A 19968-nucleotide genomic window follows, 5' to 3' on the forward strand; every position below is an offset into this window, starting at 1 on the left:
ATGGCTGGGAATGATGTGGCGCTGGAGACGGTGAGCTGTTCACCGCCGCGCAGGCGGGCTCAGAACTTGAAGCGACCCACCAGGCCCTTGAGCTGACCGGAAATATCCGTCAACCGTCCGGACCCGGTCTGGGCCGAATGAGCAAAGCCTTCCACCAACTGGGCATCGGCATGGATCTGCGCGATGTGCCGGTTGATCTCTTCGGCCACCTGGTGCTGTTCCTCGGCGGCCGTGGCGATCTGGGTGTTCTGGTCGCGAATCGAGTCGACCGAGCCACGGATCTTGTCGAAGCTGTCGCGGGCCTGCTGGATGCGCTCCACGCTGGTGTGCGAGACCTGCAGGCTGCCCTGCATCTGCAGGGTGACTTCCTGGGTGCGGCGGGCGAGGTTGCCGAGCAGGCTGTCGATCTCGCCGGTGGAATCGGCGGTGCGTCGGGCGAGGGCGCGGACTTCGTCGGCCACCACGGCAAACCCACGGCCCTGGTCACCGGCTCGAGCGGCTTCGATGGCGGCGTTGAGGGCCAGCAGGTTGGTTTGCTCGGCAATCGAACGGATGGTGTCGAGGATGGTGTTGATGTTCTTGCTGTCCTGTTCGAGCAACTGCATGGTCTGGGTCGACTTTTGCAGGTCTTCGCTCAGCTTGAGTACGCTGCCGGTGGCTTCGCCGATGTGTTGCTGGCCATCGTGCACGTCCCGATAACCTTCGTCGGCACTCGAGGCCGCCGCGCTGCACGAACGTGCGACTTCGTTGGCGGTGGCCACCATTTCGTTGAACGCGGTGCTGACCAGCTCCACGGCTTCGCGCTGGCGGCCGGCGGCCTGGTTCATGTTGTGCGCGACTTCACGGGTGTCGGCGGCCGCGGTTTGCAGGTCGGATGAGGCGCTGCCGATGCGCTGCACCAACTGGGCGATCATGCTCAAAAACTGGTTGAACCAGCCTGCCAGGCTGGCGGTTTCGTCCTTGCCTTGTACCTTGAGCTGGCGGGTGAGGTCGCCTTCACCTTCGGCGATTTCTTGCAGGCCGTCGGCCACGCCACGAATCGGGCGCACGATCACACGCGCGAAGCTGGCGCCGACAATGGCGAAGATCACCGCCAATGCCGCCGCGATGGCGACGATCAGCCAAGTCAGGCGTGTCGCGCCGGCCATCACTTCGTCACGCTTGATCAGGCCGATAAAGCGCCAGCCCAGGCCTTGGGAGCTGACCACGTTGGCCATGTACGGCACGCCGTCAATCTCGACCTGGGTCACGCCGTCGCCGCGCTTGGCCAGTTCGGCATAGTTGGGGCCCAGGTCGGCCATTGGCTTGAAGTTGTGCTTGGCGTCGCTCGGGTCTACCAGCACGTTGCCGTTGGCTTCCACCAGCATCAGGTAGCCGCTGTCGCCCAGCTTGATGTTGCGCACCAGTTCGGTGAGTTGCTTGAGGGACACATCCAGGCCGACCACACCCAGGATATTGCCGGTGGCGTCGGCGACGGTGTGCACGGTGCCGATCAGCACCACATCGTCCGGTGCCCAATAGTAGGCGCCAGTGCGCACGGTGGTACCCGGCGCGGCGATGGCAGCTTTGTACCAGGGGCGTACGCGCGGGTCGTAGTTATTCAGTTTGGTATCGTCAGGCCAACTGGCGTATCCGCCGTCGCTCAGGCCCAGGGACAGGTAGGCGGTGCTCGGATGGCTTTTGGCGAACTGGTCGAAAATCGCCAGCAGGTCTTTGTTCGTCGGGGTCAGCGGGGTTTGCGCGGCGTCGGCGCCGGCGTAGCTCTTGAGGTCCTTGGCCGCGACAACGCGCGGGTCCTTGGCCACGTAGTCGACGTTCTGGCTGATGCCGTCGAAGAACTGCTTCATGCCATTGTCGATCTGGCGGATCTCGCGACCGCTGCTGTCGAGGAAGTTGGCCAAGGCCCCGTCGCGCACATTCAGCACAACGAGCACGGCCACCAGGATGACCGGCAGGCACGCGATGGCCGCAAAGGCCCAGGTCAGCTTCTGCTTGATATTCATGATTTCACCCGCGGGTATTTATAGTTTTTGGCAAGGAGGAAACAGTAGCGTCGAGCGTCGCATGTGTTGTGGTGAGTACGGTGTAGCCCATGCATACCCCCTGTATATCGACTGAGGGGGCGCGCACTTGAGGCTGGAGGGGGTGTTTAAGCGGGGAAGGGCAGGAGGGTGCGATGGGGCCAAGCCCCGCGTTACAGCGGGGTCAGCACATTCATCACCGTGTCCAGCGCCACGCGGGTGTCATCCAGCTGCACCAGGGAGGCATGCCGGGCGCCGAGGGCGTCGCGGTTCTGGATGGCGGTAAGGATGGCCTTGTGGCGGGGCAGGCTCAGGCCCTGGATATCCGGGCGGCGGTTGGTGATGTTGATCGACTCGCGCAACGGCAACGACAGCATGTTGCACATGTAGGCGAGCAGGTCGTTGCGGGTGGCGTCGGCAATCGCGCGGTGGAAGTCCAGGTCGGCCTGCAACAGCGCTTCGTGGGTGTTCGCGGTTTCCATGCCGAGGTAGGCTTTTTCGATGGTGGTGATGTCGGCGTCGGTGGCGGTGGTCGCCGCCATGGCGGCGATTTCCGGCTCCAGGATCCGGCGTACACCGGCCAGCGTGTTGAAAAACTCGCTGTGGGGCGTCGACTGCATCAGCCAGGACAGCACGTCCGGGTCCAGCAAGTGCCACTGCACCCGGGGGCGCACAACCGCGCCGACCTTGGGCTTGGAAATCACCAGGCCCTTGGCGCTCAGTACCCGAGTGGCCTCCCGCAATACCGACCGGCTGACTTTGTATTCCTCGCACAGGGTGGCCTCCATGGGCAATCGTTCTTCCGGCTTGAAGCGCCCGGAAACGATGTGCATGCCCAAGTCCTGAACGATTTGGGCGTGCATGCTCTTGCGCGGCTTGGTCGGCTGCTGATCCATAACAGGAAGGCTACTCTGGCGAAATTGGCGGCATCATAGCATTCCTCCCGTCCCAATTAGTGGGAATGACGCGGCACTTCGGCGCCACGGCAGCCCACCAGGAAGTCGAAGTCGCAGCCCTGGTCTGCCTGCAATACGTGGTCGATGTACAGCTGCCGGTAGCCCCCGACAATCAGTTGCTGTGGTGGTGCAAGGTCGGCCATGCGTGCTGCCAGTTCGGCGTCCGGGATGTCCAGGTGCAGGCGCCCGTTGGCGCAATCCAGTTCGATCCAGTCGCCTTCTTTCACCGTGGCCAGGGGGCCGCCGGCTGCCGCTTCCGGTGCCACGTGCAGCACCACGGTGCCATAGGCCGTACCGCTCATGCGCGCATCGGAAATACGCACCATGTCCGTTACGCCCTGGGCCAGCAGTTTGGCCGGCAAGCCCATGTTGCCGACTTCCGCCATGCCCGGGTAACCCTTGGGGCCGCAGTTTTTCATCACCAGGATCGAGTTGGCATCCACGTCCAGTTCCGGGTCGTTGATCCGTTCCTTGTACATGTCGAAGTTCTCGAACACCACCGCGCGCCCGCGATGCTGCATCAGTTCAGCGCTGGCCGCCGAAGGCTTGAGCACCGCACCCAGTGGGGCGAGGTTGCCACGCAGCACACAGATACCGCCGTCGGCGCGGATCGGGTTGTCGAGGGTGCGGATCACTTCGTCCTGGCCGTAGATCGGCGCGTCCTTGGTGTTTTCGCCGAGGGACTTGCCGTTGACGGTCAACGCGTTTGGGTGCGGGATCAGGTTGGCTTCACCGAGGCGGCGCAGCACCGCCGGCAGGCCACCGGCGTAGTAGAACTCTTCCATCAAAAAACGCCCGGACGGTTGCAGGTCGACGATGGTCGGCATGCCACGGCCCATGCGGGTCCAGTCGTCCAGGTCAAGCTCGACACCGATGCGCCCGGCGATGGCTTTCAGGTGAATCACCGCGTTGGTCGAGCCGCCGATGGCGGCGTTGACACGGATCGCATTCTCGAAGGCCTCCTTGGTCAGGATCTTCGACAGCTTCAAGTCTTCACGCACCATCTCTACCGCACGCATGCCAGACATGTGCGCCAGCACATAACGCCGTGCATCCACCGCCGGAATCGCCGCGTTGTGGGGCAGGGAAGTGCCCAGTGCTTCGGCCATGCAGGCCATGGTCGAGGCGGTGCCCATGGTGTTGCAGGTGCCCGCCGAGCGCGACATGCCGCCTTCGGCCGCGAGGAAATCGTCGAGGGTGATGGTGCCTGCCTTGACTTGTTCGCTGAGCTGCCACACCACGGTGCCCGAGCCGATGTCCTGGCCCTTGTGCTTGCCGTTGAGCATCGGCCCGCCGGTGACGACGATCGCCGGTACGTCGCAACTGGCGGCGCCCATCAGCAGTGCCGGGGTGGTTTTGTCACAGCCGGTCAGCAGCACCACGCCGTCGATGGGGTTGCCGCGAATGGCTTCTTCAACGTCCATGCTGGCCAGGTTGCGGGTGAGCATGGCGGTGGGGCGCAGGTTCGATTCGCCGTTGGAGAACACTGGGAACTCCACGGGAAAGCCACCCGCTTCAATCACCCCGCGTTTCACATGCTCGGCAATCTGGCGGAAGTGCGCGTTGCAGGGCGTCAGTTCCGACCAGGTGTTGCAGATCCCGATGATCGGCTTGCCATGGAACTGGTGATCGGCAATCCCCTGGTTTTTCATCCAGCTGCGGTACATGAAGCCGTTTTTGTCGGCAGTACCAAACCAGCTGGCGGAGCGCAGGACGGGCTTTTTCTCGGACATGATGTGTTCTCTTATTGTAAGACTATATTGATCTAATCTCGGCTTAACATAGGCGTAAAATCGCCGCTTTGGAAGTGTTGTTGATTAAATAGTAATACTATATAGTCCGATTCAACGAGGCTTGGCCCTGGCGGTTTTCCGCGAGAGGCGACCCGCAACGCTCTATAAAAATAACAATCGGAGACTGCTCACATGAGCCAGGAACAGCGGCTGATACGTCGCATCACGCTGAAACTGATTCCTTTCCTGATCTTGCTGTACCTGATTGCCTACGTGGACCGCTCGGCCGTGGGCTTCGCCAAATTGCACATGGGCGCGGATGTCGGCATCGGCGATGCCGCGTATGGCTTGGGGGCAGGGCTGTTCTTTATTGGCTACTTCCTGCTGGAGATCCCCAGCAACCTGATGCTTGACCGTTTCGGTGCCCGGCGCTGGTTTGCGCGGATCATGGTCACCTGGGGCGCCATCACCATTGGCATGGCGTTCGTCCAGGGCCCCCACAGTTTCTATGTGATGCGCTTTCTGCTGGGCGCAGCGGAAGCCGGGTTCTTCCCGGGCGTCCTCTACTACATCACCCAATGGTTTCCGGTGCGCCATCGCGGCAAGATCCTCGGGCTGTTCATCCTGTCCCAACCCATCGCCATGATGATCACCGGCCCCGTGGCGGGCGGCCTGCTCGGCATGGACGGGATCCTCGGCCTGCACGGTTGGCAGTGGTTGTTCATTGTCATTGGTACCCCGGCGATCCTGCTGACCTGGCCGGTGCTGCGTTACCTGCCGGACGGGCCGCACCAGGTCAAATGGATGGACCAGGCCGAGAAGGACTGGCTCACCGGTGAGCTGGCCAAAGACCTGCAAGCCTACGGCCAGACCCGGCACGGCAACCCGCTGCATGCGCTGAAGGACAAACGCGTATTGCTGCTGGCGCTGTTCTACCTGCCGGTGACCTTGAGCATCTATGGCCTGGGCCTGTGGCTGCCGACCTTGATCAAACAGTTCGGCGGCAGCGACCTGACCACCGGCTTCGTATCGGCGGTGCCCTACCTCTTCGGGATCATCGGTTTGCTGATCATCCCGCGCAGTTCCGACCGCCTGAATGATCGCTACGGCCACCTGGCGGTGCTTTACGTGTTGGGCGCCATTGGCCTGTTCTTCAGCGCCTGGTTGACGGCGCCGCTGTGGCAACTGGCAGCGCTGTGCCTGGTGGCGTTCGCGCTGTTCTCGTGCACGGCGGTGTTCTGGACCTTGCCCGGGCGGTTTTTTGCCGGCGCCAGCGCGGCGGCGGGCATCGCCTTGATCAATTCGGTGGGCAACCTTGGCGGCTACATCGGCCCGTTCGTGATCGGCGCACTCAAGGAGTACACCGGCAACCTCGCGTCGGGCTTGTACTTCCTGGCGTGCGTGATGGTGTTCGGTGTGGTGTTGACCGGCGTGGTGTATCGGCTGCTGGAGCGCAAGCACGTGCTGCCACCCGACCAGTTCGCCGCCAGCGCCCGCGGCGCCACGCGTACTTAATTGGCAATCAGGAGAACACTCATGGGTTTAGTGCAGTTTGAATTGAGTAACGGCGAACGCCGGGTGGGCGTGGTCGAGGGCGGGCAGGTGCGCGAGGTGCACTCCGCACGCACGGTGCGCGACCTGGCACTCGCCGCCATCGAGGCGGGTGTCACTTTGCAACAGCAGGTGGAGCGTCTGGGCCTTGGGGCCAGCCACGACTACGCCGAACTGCTGGCCGCGCAGCGCATCCTGCCGCCGCTGGATCACCCGGACCCGGCGCATATGCTGGTCAGCGGTACCGGCCTGACCCACCTGGGCAGCGCGTCGGCGCGGGACAAGATGCACCAGCAGGCCGGTGACGAGAGCACGATGACCGACACCATGCGCATCTTCAAATGGGGCGTGGAGGGCGGCAAACCCGCCTCTGGCCAGGCCGGTGTGCAGCCGGAGTGGTTCTACAAGGGCGACGGCAGCATCGTGGTGCGCCCGGGCCAGCCGTTCCCGGTGCCGGCCTTTGCCGAAGACGCCGGCGAAGAGCCGGAAATCGCCGGGCTGTATGTGATTGGTCACGACGGCAAACCCTATCGGCTGGGCTACGCGGTGGGCAACGAGTTTTCCGACCACGTAATGGAACGCAAGAATTACCTGTACCTGGCCCACTCCAAACTGCGCAGTTGCAGCTATGGTCCAGAGTTGCGTCTGGGTGAATTGCCCAAGCACCTGGCGGGCACCAGCCGTATCGTGCGTAACGGCGAGGTACTGTGGCAGAACGAATTCCTCAGTGGCGAAGCCAACATGTGCCACAGCCTTGAAAACCTTGAATACCACCACTTCAAATACAGCCAGTTCCTGCGGCCCGGGGATGTACATATCCACTTCTTCGGCACGGCAACCCTGTCGTTTGCCGACGGCATTCGTACCCAGCCGGGCGACGTGTTCGAAATCAGCCAGGCCGAATTCGGCGCACCCTTGATCAACGGCATTGCGCTGGTTGATGGGGTCGTGGCACCCGGCGGCGTAGGCACTCTTTAAAGGAGACAGGCATGACCCAGATTTACGGCCACAACTACATCGGCGGCCAGCGCAGCGCCACCGGCAGCGTCACGCTTCAAAGCGTCGACGCCAGCACCGGCGAGGTCTTGCCCTATGATTTCTACCAGGCGACGGCGCAGGAAGTCGACGCCGCAGCCAACGCCGCCGCTGCGGCTTACCCGGCCTATCGAACCCTGAGTGCGCAGCATCGCGCGTCATTCCTGGAGGCGATAGCTGATGAGCTGGACGCCCTTGGCGATGACTTCGTCGCCTTGGTCTGCCGCGAAACAGCGCTGCCCGCCGGGCGTATCCAGGGCGAGCGCGGCCGCACCAGCGGCCAGATGCGGTTGTTCGCCAAGGTGCTGCGGCGCGGTGATTTCTACGGTGCGCGTATCGATCAGGCACTGCCGAATCGCCAGCCCTTGCCACGCCCGGATTTGCGCCAGTACCGCATCGGCCTCGGACCGGTCGCGGTGTTTGGGGCGAGCAATTTCCCCCTGGCCTTTTCCACTGCCGGTGGCGACACCGCTGCAGCGCTGGCGGCCGGTTGCCCGGTGGTGTTCAAGGCCCACAGCGGCCACATGGCCACCGCCGAGCGGGTTGCCGATGCGATCCTTCGCGCGGCCCACAGCACCGGCATGCCCGACGGCGTGTTCAACATGATCTTCGGTGCCGGTGTGGGTGAAGCACTGGTCAAGCACCCGGCGATCCAGGCCGTGGGTTTCACCGGTTCGCTCAAGGGCGGTCGGGCCCTGTGTGATATGGCGGCTGCACGCCCGCAACCGATCCCGGTGTTCGCCGAGATGTCCAGCATCAACCCGGTCATCGTCTTGCCCCAGGCCTTAGAAGCCCGGGCAGACACTGTGGCCCGCGACCTGACGGCCTCGGTGGTACAAGGCTGCGGCCAGTTCTGCACCAATCCGGGCCTGGTGATCGGTATTGCCTCGCCACAGTTCAGTGCATTCACCCAGCAGGTCGCCCAACTGATCGGCGACCAACCGGCGCAAACCATGCTCAACGCCGGCACCTTGAGCAGCTACGGCAAAGGCCTGAAAACGCTGCTCGCACATCCTGGCATCGAGCACCTTGCGGGCGACGTACAAGCCGGTAATCAGGCGCAGCCACAGCTGTTTAAAGCGAATGCCCGCTTGCTGATCAACGGCGATGAAGTGCTGCAGGAAGAAGTGTTCGGCCCCACCACGGTGTTCGTCGAGGTTGCCGACCAGGCGCAACTGAGTGCCGCGTTGCACGGCCTGCACGGCCAGTTGACGGCGACGATCATCGGCGAGCCGGCAGACTTCGCGCAGTTCAGCGAACTGACACCGCTGCTGGAGCAAAAGGTCGGCCGCATCCTGCTCAACGGCTACCCCACCGGTGTCGAGGTGTGCGACGCGATGGTCCACGGCGGGCCTTATCCGGCAACGTCCGATGCCCGCGGTACCTCGGTAGGCACCCTGGCGATCGACCGTTTCCTGCGGCCAGTGTGCTTCCAGAATTACCCTGATAGCCTGCTCCCCGACGCGCTGAAGAATGCCAACCCCTTGCGCATTCAGCGTCTGGTGGATGGGCAGCCGTCTCGCGAGGCGCTGTAACCCGTACCACCTGAAAACAACAAGAAAGCAGGAGGTTTCATGTCGTGGACCGCAGTCACCCCGCACCGAGCGCGACTGGGCGAAGGCCCGTTCTGGGACGTGCCGGGCCAGGCGCTGTATTGGGTGGATATCATCGGCCAGCAGGCGTTGTGCCTGAAGGGCGGGCAACTGCACACCTGGCAACTTCCGGAGCCTGTGTCGGCATTTATTCCGTGTGCCAGCGGCGATGCACTGGTGACCCTGAGCAGCGGTGTGTACCGACTCGACCTCGATTCGGCCCATGCCGATCCACGCCTGACCTTGCTCTGCGTCGCCGACCCGCAACCGGGCAACCGTGCCAACGAAGCCCGCTGCGACGCCCTTGGCCGGCTGTGGCTGGGCACCATGCAGAACAACATCGGCGCCCACGGTGAAGACCTGCCGGTGCTGCGGCGTTCCGGCGGCCTGTTCCGCGTGGATGTCGACGGGCAGGTCACGCCGTTGCTGCAAGGCCTGGGGATTCCCAACACTTTGCTGTGGAACGAGGAAGCCACCCACGTGCATTTCGGCGACAGCCTGGACGGCACGCTGTATCGGCACGCGATCACCGACGCTGGCCAGCTGGAACCTGCGCAAGCCTGGTTCGGGCCTCACGATCGAGGTGGCCCGGACGGCTCGGCCATGGACGCCGACGGATACATCTGGAACGCCCGCTGGGACGGCAGTTGCCTGCTCCGGTTGACGCCGGGCGGTGAGGTCGACCGCGTGATCGAGCTACCGGTCAGCCGCCCCACCAGTTGCGTGTTCGCCGGTCCCGATCTCAAGACCTTGTACATCACCAGCGCCGCCAGCCCGCTGAATCACCCGCTGGACGGCGCGGTACTGGCGATCGAGGTCGATGTGCCGGGGAAAATCTGTCACCGGTTTGCAGGATAACCAACAGGCTTCACCGCTGTTTAACGCATTCAAAAACAACAACAAGGAGTCACCCTATGAATCGTCGTCGTGGTATCCGTTCCCTGTGCTGCGCCGCTGTGGCGGTCTCGGCCGTCAGCCTGAGCAGCCTGTTGCTGGCTGCAGAGCCGGTGAAGATCGGCTTTCTGGTCAAGCAGGCCGAAGAGCCGTGGTTTCAGACTGAATGGGCTTTCGCCGAAAAGGCTGGCAAAGACAAGGGCTTTGAAGTGATCAAAATCGCCGTGCCCGACGGCGAGAAAACCCTCTCGGCCATCGACAGCCTGGCCGCCAACGGCGCCAAGGGCTTTGTGATCTGCCCGCCGGACGTGTCCCTCGGCCCGGCCATCATGGCCAAGGCCAAAGCCAACGGCTTGAAAGTGATTGCCGTGGATGACCGCTTTGTCGATGCCAAGGGCAACTTCATGGAAGACGTGCCTTACCTGGGCATGGCCGCCTTTGAAGTCGGCGAGAAGCAGGGCAGCGCGATGGCCACTGAAGCGAAAAAACGCGGCTGGGACTGGAAAGACACCTACGCGGTGATCAACACCTACAACGAACTCGACACCGGCAAAAAACGCACCGACGGTTCGGTCAAATCCCTGAAAGCGGCGGGTATTCCAGACGACCACATTCTGTTTGCGGCCCTCAAGACCCTCGACGTACCCGGCAGCATGGACGCCACCAACTCGGCGCTGGTGAAACTGCCCAGCGGCGCGAAAAACCTGATCATCGGCGGCATGAATGACAACACCGTGCTCGGCGGCGTACGCGCCACCGAAAGCGCCGGCTTTGCCGCCGCCAATGTCATCGGTATCGGCATCAACGGCACCGACGCCATCGGCGAGTTGAAGAAAGCCAACAGCGGCTTCTTCGGTTCCATGCTGCCTAGCCCGCACATCGAGGGCTACAACACCGCGAGCATGATGTTCGAGTGGATCACCACCGGTAAGGAACCACCGAAATACACCGCGATGGACGAGGTGACGCTGATCACCCGCGAGAACTTCAAGCAGGAGCTGGAAAAGATCGGTCTGTGGAACTGAAGACCGCTGGCGTTTCCCGGCAGCCCTGGTGACAGGGCTGTCTGACCTGTGTGATGAGGTGGTTATGCACGCGCAACTGAAACAACCCGACAGCGCCGGCGCGAGCCTGTGCTTCAACGGTATCGGCAAGACGTTTCCCGGGGTCAAGGCGCTGGATGGCATCAGCTTCAGCGCCCACCCTGGGCAGGTCCACGCCTTGATGGGCGAGAACGGCGCCGGTAAGTCCACGCTGCTGAAAATCCTCGGTGGCGCTTATGTGCCGAGCAGCGGCAGCGTGCAGATCGGCGCGCACACCATGGCCTTCAAGTGCGCGGCGGACAGCATCGCCAGCGGCGTTGCTGTGATTCACCAGGAGTTGCACCTGGTGCCGGAAATGAGCGTGGCCGAAAACCTGTTCCTCGGGCATCTGCCGGCCAGCTTTGGCTTGATCAATCGCAGTGCGTTGCGCCAGCAGGCATTGGCGTGCCTCAAGGGCCTGGCGGATGAAATCGACCCGCAGGAGAAAGTCGGCCGGCTGTCCCTGGGCCAGCGCCAGTTGGTGGAAATCGCCAAGGCGCTGTCCCGTGGTGCCCATGTGATTGCTTTCGACGAACCCACCAGCAGCCTGTCGGCGCGGGAGATCGACCGCCTGATGGCAATCATCGGTCGCTTGCGGGACGAGGGCAAAGTGGTGCTGTACGTGTCCCATCGCATGGAGGAGGTGTTCCGCATCTGCAATGCGGTGACGGTGTTCAAGGACGGTCGCTACGTGCGCACGTTCGAGGACATGAGCACGCTGACCCACGATCAACTGGTGACCTGCATGGTCGGTCGCGATATTCAGGACATCTACGATTACCGCCCACGGGCGCGGGGCGGGGTGGCGCTCAAGGTCGATGGCCTGCTGGGCCCCGGCTTGCGTGAGCCGGTGAGTTTCGAGGCGCACCAGGGCGAGATTCTCGGCCTGTTCGGGCTGGTGGGCGCTGGGCGTACCGAGCTGCTGCGGCTGCTGGGTGGCTTGGCGCGTACCACGGCCGGCAGCCTCGATTTGTGCGGCGAAACACTGCGCCTGCGCTCACCGCGTGACGCCATCGATGCCGGTATTTTGCTGTGCCCCGAAGACCGCAAGAAGGAGGGCATCGTGCCGCTGTCCAGCGTCGCCGAGAACATCAATATCAGCGCGCGCAGTGCGCATTCGCGCTTTGGCTGGTTGTTGCACGGCAGTTGGGAGAAGCACAACGCCGCCACGCAGATCAAGGCGCTGAAGGTCAAGACGCCCACGGCAGCGCAGAAAATCATGTACTTGTCCGGCGGCAATCAGCAGAAGGCCATTCTCGGTCGTTGGCTGTCGATGCCGATGAAAGTCCTGCTGCTCGACGAGCCCACCCGTGGCATCGATATCGGTGCCAAGGCCGAGATTTACCAGATCATCCATGACCTGGCGGCCCGTGGGATCGCGGTGATTGTGGTGTCCAGCGACCTGATGGAAGTGATGGGCATTTCCGACCGCATCCTGGTGCTGTGTGAAGGCGCAATGAGCGGCGAGATGCACCGCGAACACGCCAATGAATCCAACTTGCTGCAAATGGCCCTGCCGCGCCAACGCGCTAACAGCCAGGGGAACTGACGAGGTGACTATGACAAGCCAAAACACTGCTGTGCCCACGGCGCGCAAGCCCCTGGACCTGCGCAGCCTGCTCGATAACTGGGCGATGCTGTTGGCGGCGGTGGGGATCTTCGTGCTCTGCACCTTGCTGATCGATAACTTCCTGTCGCCGCTCAACATGCGTGGCCTGGGGCTGGCGATCTCGACCACCGGGATTGCCGCGTGCACCATGCTGTATTGCCTGGCGTCGGGGCATTTCGACCTGTCGGTGGGCTCGGTGATTGCCTGCGCCGGGGTGGTAGCGGCGATCGTGATGCGCGACACCGACAGCGTTTTGCTCGGCATCGGTGCCGCGCTGCTGATGGGGCTGGTGGTGGGGTTGATCAACGGGATTGTGATCGCCAAGCTACGGGTGAATGCGCTGATCACGACGCTGGCGACCATGCAGATCGTGCGCGGCCTGGCCTATATCTTTGCCAATGGCAAGGCGGTCGGCGTGTCCCAGGATGCGTTCTTCGTCTTCGGCAACGGCCAGTTGTTTGGCGTGCCGGTGCCGATCCTGATCACCATCGTGTGCTTCCTGTTCTTCGGCTGGTTGCTCAACTACACCACCTACGGGCGCAACACCATGGCCATTGGCGGCAACCCGGAAGCGGCGTTGCTGGCGGGGGTGAACGTTGATCGCACCAAGATCATCATCTTCGCCGTGCATGGGGTAATTGGCGCTTTGGCCGGCGTGATCCTCGCCTCGCGCATGACCTCCGGCCAGCCGATGATTGGCCAGGGTTTTGAATTGACGGTGATTTCTGCCTGCGTGTTGGGCGGGGTGTCGTTGAGTGGCGGGATTGGCATGATTCGCCATGTGATTGCCGGGGTGCTGATTCTGGCGATCATCGAGAATGCGATGAACCTGAAAAACATCGATACCTTCTACCAGTATGTGATCCGGGGTTCGATCCTGTTGCTGGCGGTGGTGATCGACCGCATGAAACAACGTTGATCCCTGTGGGAGCTGCGATCGTTCCCACGCAGAGCGTGGGAACGATCAACTGATCCCACCGGTTTACTCGGCGGTGAACTTCAGCACGGTGTTATGAGTATAGGTCTGGCCTGGATTGAGTCGGGTTGACGGGAAGCTGGGTTGGTTGGGCGCATCGGGATAATGCTGGGTTTCCAGGGTGAACGCGCTCCAGTGGGCGTAAGGTTTGCCACCCTTGCCCTTCATCGAGCCGTCGAGGAAGTTGCTGGTATAGAACTGCACGCCCGGCTCGCTGGTATAGAGCTGCAAGCGGCGACCGGACTGCGGGTCACTCACCTCGACGGCCACTTTGCCCACATCGCCCTGGGTATCCAGTACCCAGTTGAAGTCAAAGCCACCTTGTTTCGGTTCGGCGAATTTCAGCTGGGGATGATCGTCCTTGATGTGCTGGCCGATGGGGGTGGGTTTGAGAAAGTCCATCGGCGTACCGGCCACAGGGGCCAGTTCGCCGGTAGGAATCAAGGTGCTGTTGACCGGGGTGTAATGGCTGGCATGCAGGGTGGCCAGTTGCTTGAGCACGTCACCGTTACCGGCGCCGGCGAGGTTGAAGTAACTGTGGTTGGTGAGGTTCAGCACCGTGGGTTTGTCGGTGGTGGCCTTGTAGTCGATGTGCAGCTCGTTTTTGTCGTTGAGGCTATAGGTGACATCGACTTTCAGGTTGCCGGGAAAGCCCATCTCGCCGTCCTTCGACAGGTAGCTCAGGGTCACGCCCACCGAGTCCTTTTGCTTGACCGGCTGGGCTTTCCACACATGCTTGTCGAAGCCCTGCGCGCCGCCATGCAGCGAGTTCGGGCCGTCGTTGAGTGGCACTTGGAAGCGTTTGCCGTCCAGCTCGAACGCGCCCTTGGCCAGGCGATTGCCAAAACGGCCGATGGTCGCGCCAAAGAACGCGGTGCCGGCCTGGTAACCCTGGACGTCATCGAAGCCCAGCACCACGTCGGCGAACTGGCCGTGTTTGTCCGGTACCTTGAGCGACTGCAATACAGCGCCGTAGGTGATGACCGTGGCTTGCATGCCATGGCTGTTACGCAACACGTACTGCTCGACGGCCGTGCCGTCATTGGTTTTGCCGAAGGGTTTGTGTTCGCTGGACAGGCCTGCCGCATGAGCGCCAAGGCTGGCCATCGCCAGGGAGAGGCCGAGGCCGGTAAGCAGGAATCGGGATTGCCGCATGACTGAGCTACCTTTTATTGTTGTTGATTAAATAGTTCGACTATTTATTGTATTTCGATCAGATGCAGTGCTGATATATAGACAAAATCGCGAAATTTGCAATATAAAATAAGACTAAATAGCTCGGAGAGACCGTCACATGAACACTGATAAACAGCCTGTCGCCCAGGCGACGTACCCGGACCTGCGCGATAAAACCGTGCTGATCTCCGGTGGAGCCTCAGGAATTGGCGAATCCATGGTGCGTGCCTTTGCACGCCAAGGCGCCAAGGTGGCGTTCGTGGACCGGGCGCAAGGGCAGGGCGACCGGTTGGCGGCGATCTTGTCGGCCGAGGGTCATCGCGTCGAATTTGCGCATTGCGATATCACCGACGAGATCGCCTACAAGGCCGCGATCGCGTGCCTTGCCCAGACCCTGGGGCCGATCAACGTGCTGGTGAACAACGCCGCCAATGACGTTCGGCACACCCTGGATGAAATCGATTCGGAGACCTTCGACCAGCTGATTTCAGTCAACCTCAAGCACGCTTTTTTTGCCGCCCGGGCGGTGGTGCCGATGATGAAGGCGGCGGGAGGCGGGTCGATCATTAACCTGGGTTCCATCGGCTGGATGATGGCCTCCAGCGGCTATCCGGTGTACGCCGCCAGCAAAGCCGCGGCCCACGGCATGACCCGCGCCCTGGCACGGGAATTGGGGCCCGGCCGGATCAGGGTCAATACGCTGGTGCCGGGTTGGGTGATGACCGAAAAACAACTGGCGATGTGGGTGGATGATGCGGCCCGGGAACTGATCAGCCGCAGCCAGTGCTTGCCGGGCAGTGTGCAGCCGGAAGATATCGCCAACATGGCGCTGTTTCTGGCGTCCGATGTGTCGGCGATGTGTTCGGCGCAGAATTTTATTGTGGATGGGGGGTGGGTTTAGGGGCGCCTTTCAGTGGGTGAAAGGTGAGCGGTAATCGGCAGGTTGTTGGCGCCCCAGGCAATTGTCACAAACTGCTTACTTGATAATTGTTCTCTGTCACGCGGCTGTCATTCGTCACTCCTATATTCCTGCGACACCCGTCACGAGGCTGCTGTTCCGGGCCTCTGACCCAACTTTCGCAGGGAATGCGCTCGATGTACCCGGCTACCGGCCTGGAGGAAATCAATCGTGGATGCGACGCTGACACCCCTGCTGCACCTTCAGCCATTGCCTGCCGGCAGTGCCTCGCGATTACTGCGCCGGGGATGCGCGGTGGCGGTGGTGGTGGCGCTGCATGTGTTGGCATTGAACATGGTGAGCAGGTCATCGACCTCGGCGCTTGCGCAACCGGTGATTCGTACTATTTATGCCTCGGTCATTAATGAACCGACTCCGACTCCGGCTCCCGCGCCCGCGCCAGCCGCCAGTGCCGCACCCACGCCGGCGCCTCCCGTTGCCCCGGTCGTACCGGCGCCTGTGGCCGTTCAGCCGGTGGCCCGGCCCAAGCCCGTGGCCAAGCCGCACGCGATGCAACGGCCTGCTGCGGCCGTCGCAACGACTGCCCCCGTAACGAATGCCCCCGCGACCATCAGCACTGCGGCCGCCGCACCGGTAGTCACGCCAGCTCCCGCGCCACCGCCTCAGCCCAAGACCCTCACACGAGGCGTCGAATACGTGCATGAGCCACAACCCGAATACCCAGACAGCGCCCGTGAAGAGGGCCACGAGGGTACCGTGATCCTGCGGGTGCTGGTGGACGAACACGGCAAGCCTGGCGCGGTAGACATCGTGCGTTCCTCGGGCTTCGGCAACCTCGACGAAGCGGGCAGGGCGGCGGTGCGCGGTGCGTTGTTCAAGCCTTATTTGGAGGAGGGGCATGCGGTGTCGGTATACGTGATCGTGCCACTACGATTCCAGCTCGACAGTTAGCACTCATGCAGGTGTAACCCCGCCATCTTTTATCGAAGGGCCTCCCGGTCAGGGCAGCGCTCACCTCAAAGAAAGGAAATACACATGGACACCGGAACACTGGGTTTGAATGTTTTGTGGCAACAGGCCGACTTTGTCACCCGTGGCGTGGCCTTGATGTTGTTGGTGATGTCGATTGCGTCCTGGTACGTGATGCTCGACAAACTGGTGCGCCTGGCACTGCATCGCCTGCGCTCACCGAGGTTGCTGGCGGCATTCTGGAACGCACCAACGCTCAAGGATGGCGTGCAACAGTTGGGTCATCACAGTGCCTACGCCGAACTCACCCATGCCGGCGTCAGCGCCGCACGCCAGCACCGCGATGCGCTGGATGGCGACATGAACCCGCCGGCCTTCAGCGAATGGCTGACCCGCGCCTTGCGCCAAGCCACCCTGAGCGTGGGCGGGCAATTGCAAGGCGGCATGGCGATTTTGGCCACCGTGGGTTCCAGCGCACCTTTTATCGGTTTGCTCGGCACCGTGTGGGGCATCTATCACGCCTTGATGAAGATCGGCCTGACCGGCGACGCGAGCATCGACAAGGTCGCAGGCCCCGTCGGCGAAACGCTGATCATGACCGCCCTGGGCCTGGCCGTGGCCATTCCGGCCACCCTCGGCTACAACCTGCTGGTGCGCAGTAACAAGCAGACCCTGGCTGAGTTGGGCAAGTTTGCCTTCGAACTGCACGACCTGCTGGTGATCGGCGCCCGTGCTACCCCACGCGGAGCGCTGCCTGCACGCAGCACGTTCAACGCCCAGGCGGAGTACGTCTGATGGCCGGTGGATTGCTGGGCGGTGACGAGCTGGAAGAGGACGGCTTCAACCCCGAGATCAACACCACGCCGCTGGTGGACGTGATGCTGGTGCTGTTGGTGATCTTCATCATCACCGTGCCGGCCATCCAGCACGCGGTGAAGATTGACCTGCCCAAGGCCGCCGCGCAGCAGGACAACAAACCGCCGCCCTCCGTGGACCTGGCGCTGGACAACGATGGCCGCCTGCATTGGGACGACCACGACATCAGCGAAAGTGACTTGCCGGCCCTGATCGCCGAGGCCGCCGCGCGTCAGCCGGTACCGGAGTTGCACCTGCGCGCCGAGCGCAATACCCCGTATGAAAAGGTGGTGCAGGTAATGGCTGCAGCGCAGTCCGGTGGCCTCGACAAGATCGGCTTCGTAACCCAGGCCGTCACGCCTTAACAACCGCGTCGCCTTCGTCCAACCCCCTCGGGCGGCTGTTACAGCCGGCCACGGCGAAGTGCGCGCCACAGAAATCAACCAGGCCGTGAGCGGCCGTTTTCGAAGGTGCAGTCATGTTTCGCAAATCCCCGTTGTATGTGCGTGCAGGTCTCGGTTTCGCAGCGTTTGCCCTGGCCTTGCCGTCTTTTGCGGCCGATGCACCACCGGCCATCGACGACAGTACGTTGGCCACGTTGCCTCAAGTCACGGTAAAGGCTGCCAAGCGCAAGCCGGCGCTGCACCAGCAGACCAACAGCGGTGCCTTGGGCAGCCACGCGGTGATCGACACGCCGTTTTCGTTCAAGAGCGTAGGCAGCGACGAAATCCAGGCGCGTCAGGCGGGCATCCTGTCTGAGGCCGTCAAGTACGATGCCTCGGTCACCTCAATCAGCTCCAGCTATGGCACCCACCCAGCCACACTGGCCGTTCGCGGCCTGCCCCTGGATGACCTGAACGGCTACAAAGTCGACGGCATGGCCAACATCAACCGCGGTGTGGAAATGCCGCTTGAAATGTTTGAGCGAGTCGATGTGCTTAAAGGCCTGTCGGGCTTCATGTATGGCTTCGGCAGCCCGGGCGGCATCGTCAACTACGTGACCAAGCGACCTACCGACAAGACCACCCTCAGCGTTGATGCCGGCTACCAGTCCAACAACGTCTATAAGGAACACCTGGACGCCGGCGGGCGCCTGGATGACCCGCGTTTCGGCTACCGGGTCAACGTGGTGCACGAGGAGGGCGATGCCGCTTCGGGTGACGCCAAGGTCAACCGCACGGCGGTCGGCGTGGCCCTGAACGCGCAGCTCAGCGATGACCTGAGCGTCGACTTCGACACCCTGTACCAGAAGCGCACTACCAGCGGCGGCACCGACATCATCGTCAACACCAAGAACGCCTTGCCCAGCCCGATTGATGGCAGCAAACGCCTGTACAGCAATGGCTCCTACACCGATGTCGACTACAGCCTGTCGACCGTGAGCGCCACCTACAAGTTTTCGCCCGACTGGACCGGTAAATTGGCCTACCGCTACACCGATTCGACTCGCCGTTATGTGAAGGACCAATACCAGATTTCCAGCGATGCCGGCGCCTACACCGACAAGGTCACGTCCGAGTACCACGCCTACGACTACAACGACACCATGGGCACCCTGGAAGGCAAGTTCACCACGGGATGGTTCACTCACGACCTGGTACTGGGCGCCAGCTATTCGCAATTGAACTCGGACAAATCCGTGGTCACCCCCAAGACCACCGTGGGCAAGGGCAACCTGTACAACCCGACGATCTTCTCGGTGTACAACATCGACTACAGCGGCGGCACGTACGGCGACGACAACGTCAAGGAAACCGCGGTGTTCGCCAGCGACACCATCGGCCTGGGCGAGCACTGGTCGTTGCTGGCGGGCCTTCGCAACGAAAACTTCCGTGAGCAAACCCACGACTCCTCCACCTCCGCGGCGACGCAATACAAGGCCCGGCCGGCCACCCCGACCGTTGCGTTGATGTACAAGCCGACCCAGGACGTGACGCTGTATGCCAGTTACGTCGAATCCCTGGAAAGCGGCGGTACCGCACCCAGCACCGCGGTCAACTCCGACCAGACCCTGGGCCCGCTGCGCAGCAAGCAATATGAGGTGGGCGTGAAAGCCCAGCAGCGTAACTGGAGTGCCACCGCCGCAGCGTTTCGCATCGACCGTGGCGCCGAGTACACCAACGACGCCAACGTCTACGTGCAAAGCGGCACCATCCGCTATCAGGGCCTGGAGTTGAACGCCAGCGTCGATGCCACACCGGACCTGACCGTGGAAGGCAGCGTCATGTCGCTGGACTCCGCCTACCACGATGCGGGGGACGGTGTGGACGGAAACCGCGCAGCCGGCGCGGCGCACTATCAGGCCGCGACCCAGGTCACGTACCGTGTGCCCATGGTGCCGGGGATGTTCCTGCACAGCGGCGCCCAGCGTATCGGCGAAATGGCGGTGGATTCGGGCAACGTGCACACCCTGCCGGCCTACAGCCTGTTCGATGCCGGTGGCGGTTATCGTCTGCGTATGGGCGATGGTCATGCGCTGACCTTTGGTGCCAACGTCACCAACCTGGCCAACAAGAAGTACTGGACCTACTACCAGGAAAACTACCTGCAGCCTGGATCGCCACGTACGTTAAGCCTCAATACCCGCTATGACTTCTAGG

The 19968-nt window shown here is 62.4% G+C and carries 15 protein-coding genes and 2 pseudogenes; 12 read left to right on the forward strand and 5 right to left on the reverse strand.

All coding sequences use genetic code 11. From position 1 onward, the window contains the following. Positions 1–59: 59 nt before the first annotated feature. From CEC48_RS32135 to CEC48_RS09240, 4 genes and pseudogenes are all read right to left on the reverse strand, one after another. Positions 60–596, reverse strand: a pseudogene (locus CEC48_RS32135) (methyl-accepting chemotaxis protein); the annotation flags it as partial. Between the two features lie 327 nt (positions 597–923). Beyond that, positions 924–2003: pseudogene (locus CEC48_RS32140) on the reverse strand (cache domain-containing protein); the annotation flags it as partial. A 191-nt stretch (positions 2004–2194) separates the two neighbouring features. Beyond that, complete coding sequence (locus CEC48_RS09235; RefSeq protein WP_088423459.1) at positions 2195–2917, reverse strand: FadR/GntR family transcriptional regulator; 723 nt, start codon at positions 2915–2917, stop codon at positions 2195–2197. A gap of 56 nt (positions 2918–2973) precedes the next feature. After that, complete coding sequence (locus CEC48_RS09240; RefSeq protein ID WP_088423460.1) at positions 2974–4710, reverse strand: IlvD/Edd family dehydratase; 1737 nt, start codon at positions 4708–4710, stop codon at positions 2974–2976. A gap of 192 nt (positions 4711–4902) precedes the next feature. On the opposite strand from CEC48_RS09240, the gene CEC48_RS09245 reads away from it, so the two are divergent. The 7 genes from CEC48_RS09245 to araH all read left to right on the forward strand — a co-directional run bounded on the left by CEC48_RS09245 (position 4903) and on the right by araH (position 13392). Then, positions 4903–6225, forward strand: coding sequence for an MFS transporter (locus tag CEC48_RS09245; protein ID WP_088423461.1), 1323 nt, complete (start codon positions 4903–4905; stop codon positions 6223–6225). Between the two features lie 21 nt (positions 6226–6246). Beyond that, positions 6247–7239 carry an AraD1 family protein gene (araD1, locus tag CEC48_RS09250; RefSeq protein WP_088423462.1) on the forward strand — a complete coding sequence of 331 codons (993 nt, stop codon included), beginning with the start codon at positions 6247–6249 and terminating at the stop codon, positions 7237–7239. Between the two features lie 11 nt (positions 7240–7250). Then, positions 7251–8831 (forward strand): aldehyde dehydrogenase (NADP(+)), encoded by a 1581-nt coding sequence (locus CEC48_RS09255; protein ID WP_088423463.1) that lies wholly within the window; start codon positions 7251–7253, stop codon positions 8829–8831. Positions 8832–8870: 39 nt separating this feature from the next. After that, on the forward strand, positions 8871–9746 hold the full coding sequence (locus CEC48_RS09260) for an SMP-30/gluconolactonase/LRE family protein (protein WP_088423464.1): 876 nt from the start codon (positions 8871–8873) through the stop codon (positions 9744–9746). Positions 9747–9802: 56 nt separating this feature from the next. Then, positions 9803–10807 (forward strand): substrate-binding domain-containing protein, encoded by a 1005-nt coding sequence (locus CEC48_RS09265; RefSeq protein ID WP_088423465.1) that lies wholly within the window; start codon positions 9803–9805, stop codon positions 10805–10807. A 64-nt stretch (positions 10808–10871) separates the two neighbouring features. After that, positions 10872–12413: an L-arabinose ABC transporter ATP-binding protein AraG gene (araG, locus tag CEC48_RS09270; protein WP_088423466.1), complete on the forward strand. Its 1542-nt coding sequence runs from the start codon at positions 10872–10874 to the stop codon at positions 12411–12413. 10 nt (positions 12414–12423) lie between these two features. Continuing rightward, positions 12424–13392, forward strand: a complete 969-nt coding sequence (araH, locus tag CEC48_RS09275) for an L-arabinose ABC transporter permease AraH (protein WP_088423467.1) — start codon at positions 12424–12426, stop codon at positions 13390–13392. Between the two features lie 63 nt (positions 13393–13455). Here the strand turns inward: araH and CEC48_RS09280 are convergent, their stop codons facing one another. Beyond that, positions 13456–14604 (reverse strand): aldose epimerase family protein, encoded by a 1149-nt coding sequence (locus tag CEC48_RS09280; RefSeq protein ID WP_088423468.1) that lies wholly within the window; start codon positions 14602–14604, stop codon positions 13456–13458. Positions 14605–14743: 139 nt separating this feature from the next. Here CEC48_RS09280 and CEC48_RS09285 point away from each other — a divergent pair, with 139 nt between their 5' ends. From CEC48_RS09285 to CEC48_RS09305, 5 genes are all read left to right on the forward strand, one after another. Next, positions 14744–15526 (forward strand): SDR family NAD(P)-dependent oxidoreductase, encoded by a 783-nt coding sequence (locus CEC48_RS09285; RefSeq protein WP_088423469.1) that lies wholly within the window; start codon positions 14744–14746, stop codon positions 15524–15526. A 228-nt stretch (positions 15527–15754) separates the two neighbouring features. Further along, entirely contained in the window at positions 15755–16495 is a 741-nt protein-coding gene (locus tag CEC48_RS09290; protein ID WP_088423470.1) for an energy transducer TonB, read from the forward strand. A gap of 84 nt (positions 16496–16579) precedes the next feature. After that, the gene (locus tag CEC48_RS09295) at positions 16580–17308 is read left to right on the forward strand and encodes a MotA/TolQ/ExbB proton channel family protein (RefSeq protein ID WP_088423471.1); all 729 of its coding nucleotides are present in this window, start codon (positions 16580–16582) and stop codon (positions 17306–17308) included. Continuing rightward, positions 17308–17733 (forward strand): biopolymer transporter ExbD, encoded by a 426-nt coding sequence (locus CEC48_RS09300; protein ID WP_088423472.1) that lies wholly within the window; start codon positions 17308–17310, stop codon positions 17731–17733. Before CEC48_RS09295 ends, CEC48_RS09300 begins: the two co-directional genes overlap by 1 nt. Before the next feature lie 113 nt (positions 17734–17846). Continuing rightward, positions 17847–19967, forward strand: coding sequence for a TonB-dependent siderophore receptor (locus CEC48_RS09305; protein WP_088423473.1), 2121 nt, complete (start codon positions 17847–17849; stop codon positions 19965–19967). Position 19968 lies beyond the last annotated feature (1 nt).

Origin of the sequence: Pseudomonas sp. K2I15 (genome assembly GCF_002204795.1) — a bacterium.
Taxonomy (GTDB): domain Bacteria; phylum Pseudomonadota; class Gammaproteobacteria; order Pseudomonadales; family Pseudomonadaceae; genus Aquipseudomonas.

Excerpts from the sequence above, each read along its gene's own strand:
- CEC48_RS09235 (WP_088423459.1), bottom strand. The coding sequence starts at position 2,917 with ATGGATCAGCAGCCGACCAAGCCGCGCAAGAGCATGCACGCCCAAATC.
- CEC48_RS09280 (WP_088423468.1), bottom strand. The coding sequence starts at position 14,604 with ATGCGGCAATCCCGATTCCTGCTTACCGGCCTCGGCCTCTCCCTGGCG.
- CEC48_RS09245 (WP_088423461.1), top strand. The coding sequence starts at position 4,903 with ATGAGCCAGGAACAGCGGCTGATACGTCGCATCACGCTGAAACTGATT.
- CEC48_RS09285 (WP_088423469.1), top strand. The coding sequence starts at position 14,744 with ATGAACACTGATAAACAGCCTGTCGCCCAGGCGACGTACCCGGACCTG.
- CEC48_RS09265 (WP_088423465.1), top strand. The coding sequence starts at position 9,803 with ATGAATCGTCGTCGTGGTATCCGTTCCCTGTGCTGCGCCGCTGTGGCG.
- CEC48_RS09255 (WP_088423463.1), top strand. The coding sequence starts at position 7,251 with ATGACCCAGATTTACGGCCACAACTACATCGGCGGCCAGCGCAGCGCC.
- CEC48_RS09260 (WP_088423464.1), top strand. The coding sequence starts at position 8,871 with ATGTCGTGGACCGCAGTCACCCCGCACCGAGCGCGACTGGGCGAAGGC.
- CEC48_RS09300 (WP_088423472.1), top strand. The coding sequence starts at position 17,308 with ATGGCCGGTGGATTGCTGGGCGGTGACGAGCTGGAAGAGGACGGCTTC.
- CEC48_RS09295 (WP_088423471.1), top strand. The coding sequence starts at position 16,580 with ATGGACACCGGAACACTGGGTTTGAATGTTTTGTGGCAACAGGCCGAC.
- CEC48_RS09305 (WP_088423473.1), top strand. The coding sequence starts at position 17,847 with ATGTTTCGCAAATCCCCGTTGTATGTGCGTGCAGGTCTCGGTTTCGCA.
- araD1 (WP_088423462.1), top strand. The coding sequence starts at position 6,247 with ATGGGTTTAGTGCAGTTTGAATTGAGTAACGGCGAACGCCGGGTGGGC.
- araH (WP_088423467.1), top strand. The coding sequence starts at position 12,424 with ATGACAAGCCAAAACACTGCTGTGCCCACGGCGCGCAAGCCCCTGGAC.
- CEC48_RS09240 (WP_088423460.1), bottom strand. The coding sequence starts at position 4,710 with ATGTCCGAGAAAAAGCCCGTCCTGCGCTCCGCCAGCTGGTTTGGTACT.
- araG (WP_088423466.1), top strand. The coding sequence starts at position 10,872 with ATGCACGCGCAACTGAAACAACCCGACAGCGCCGGCGCGAGCCTGTGC.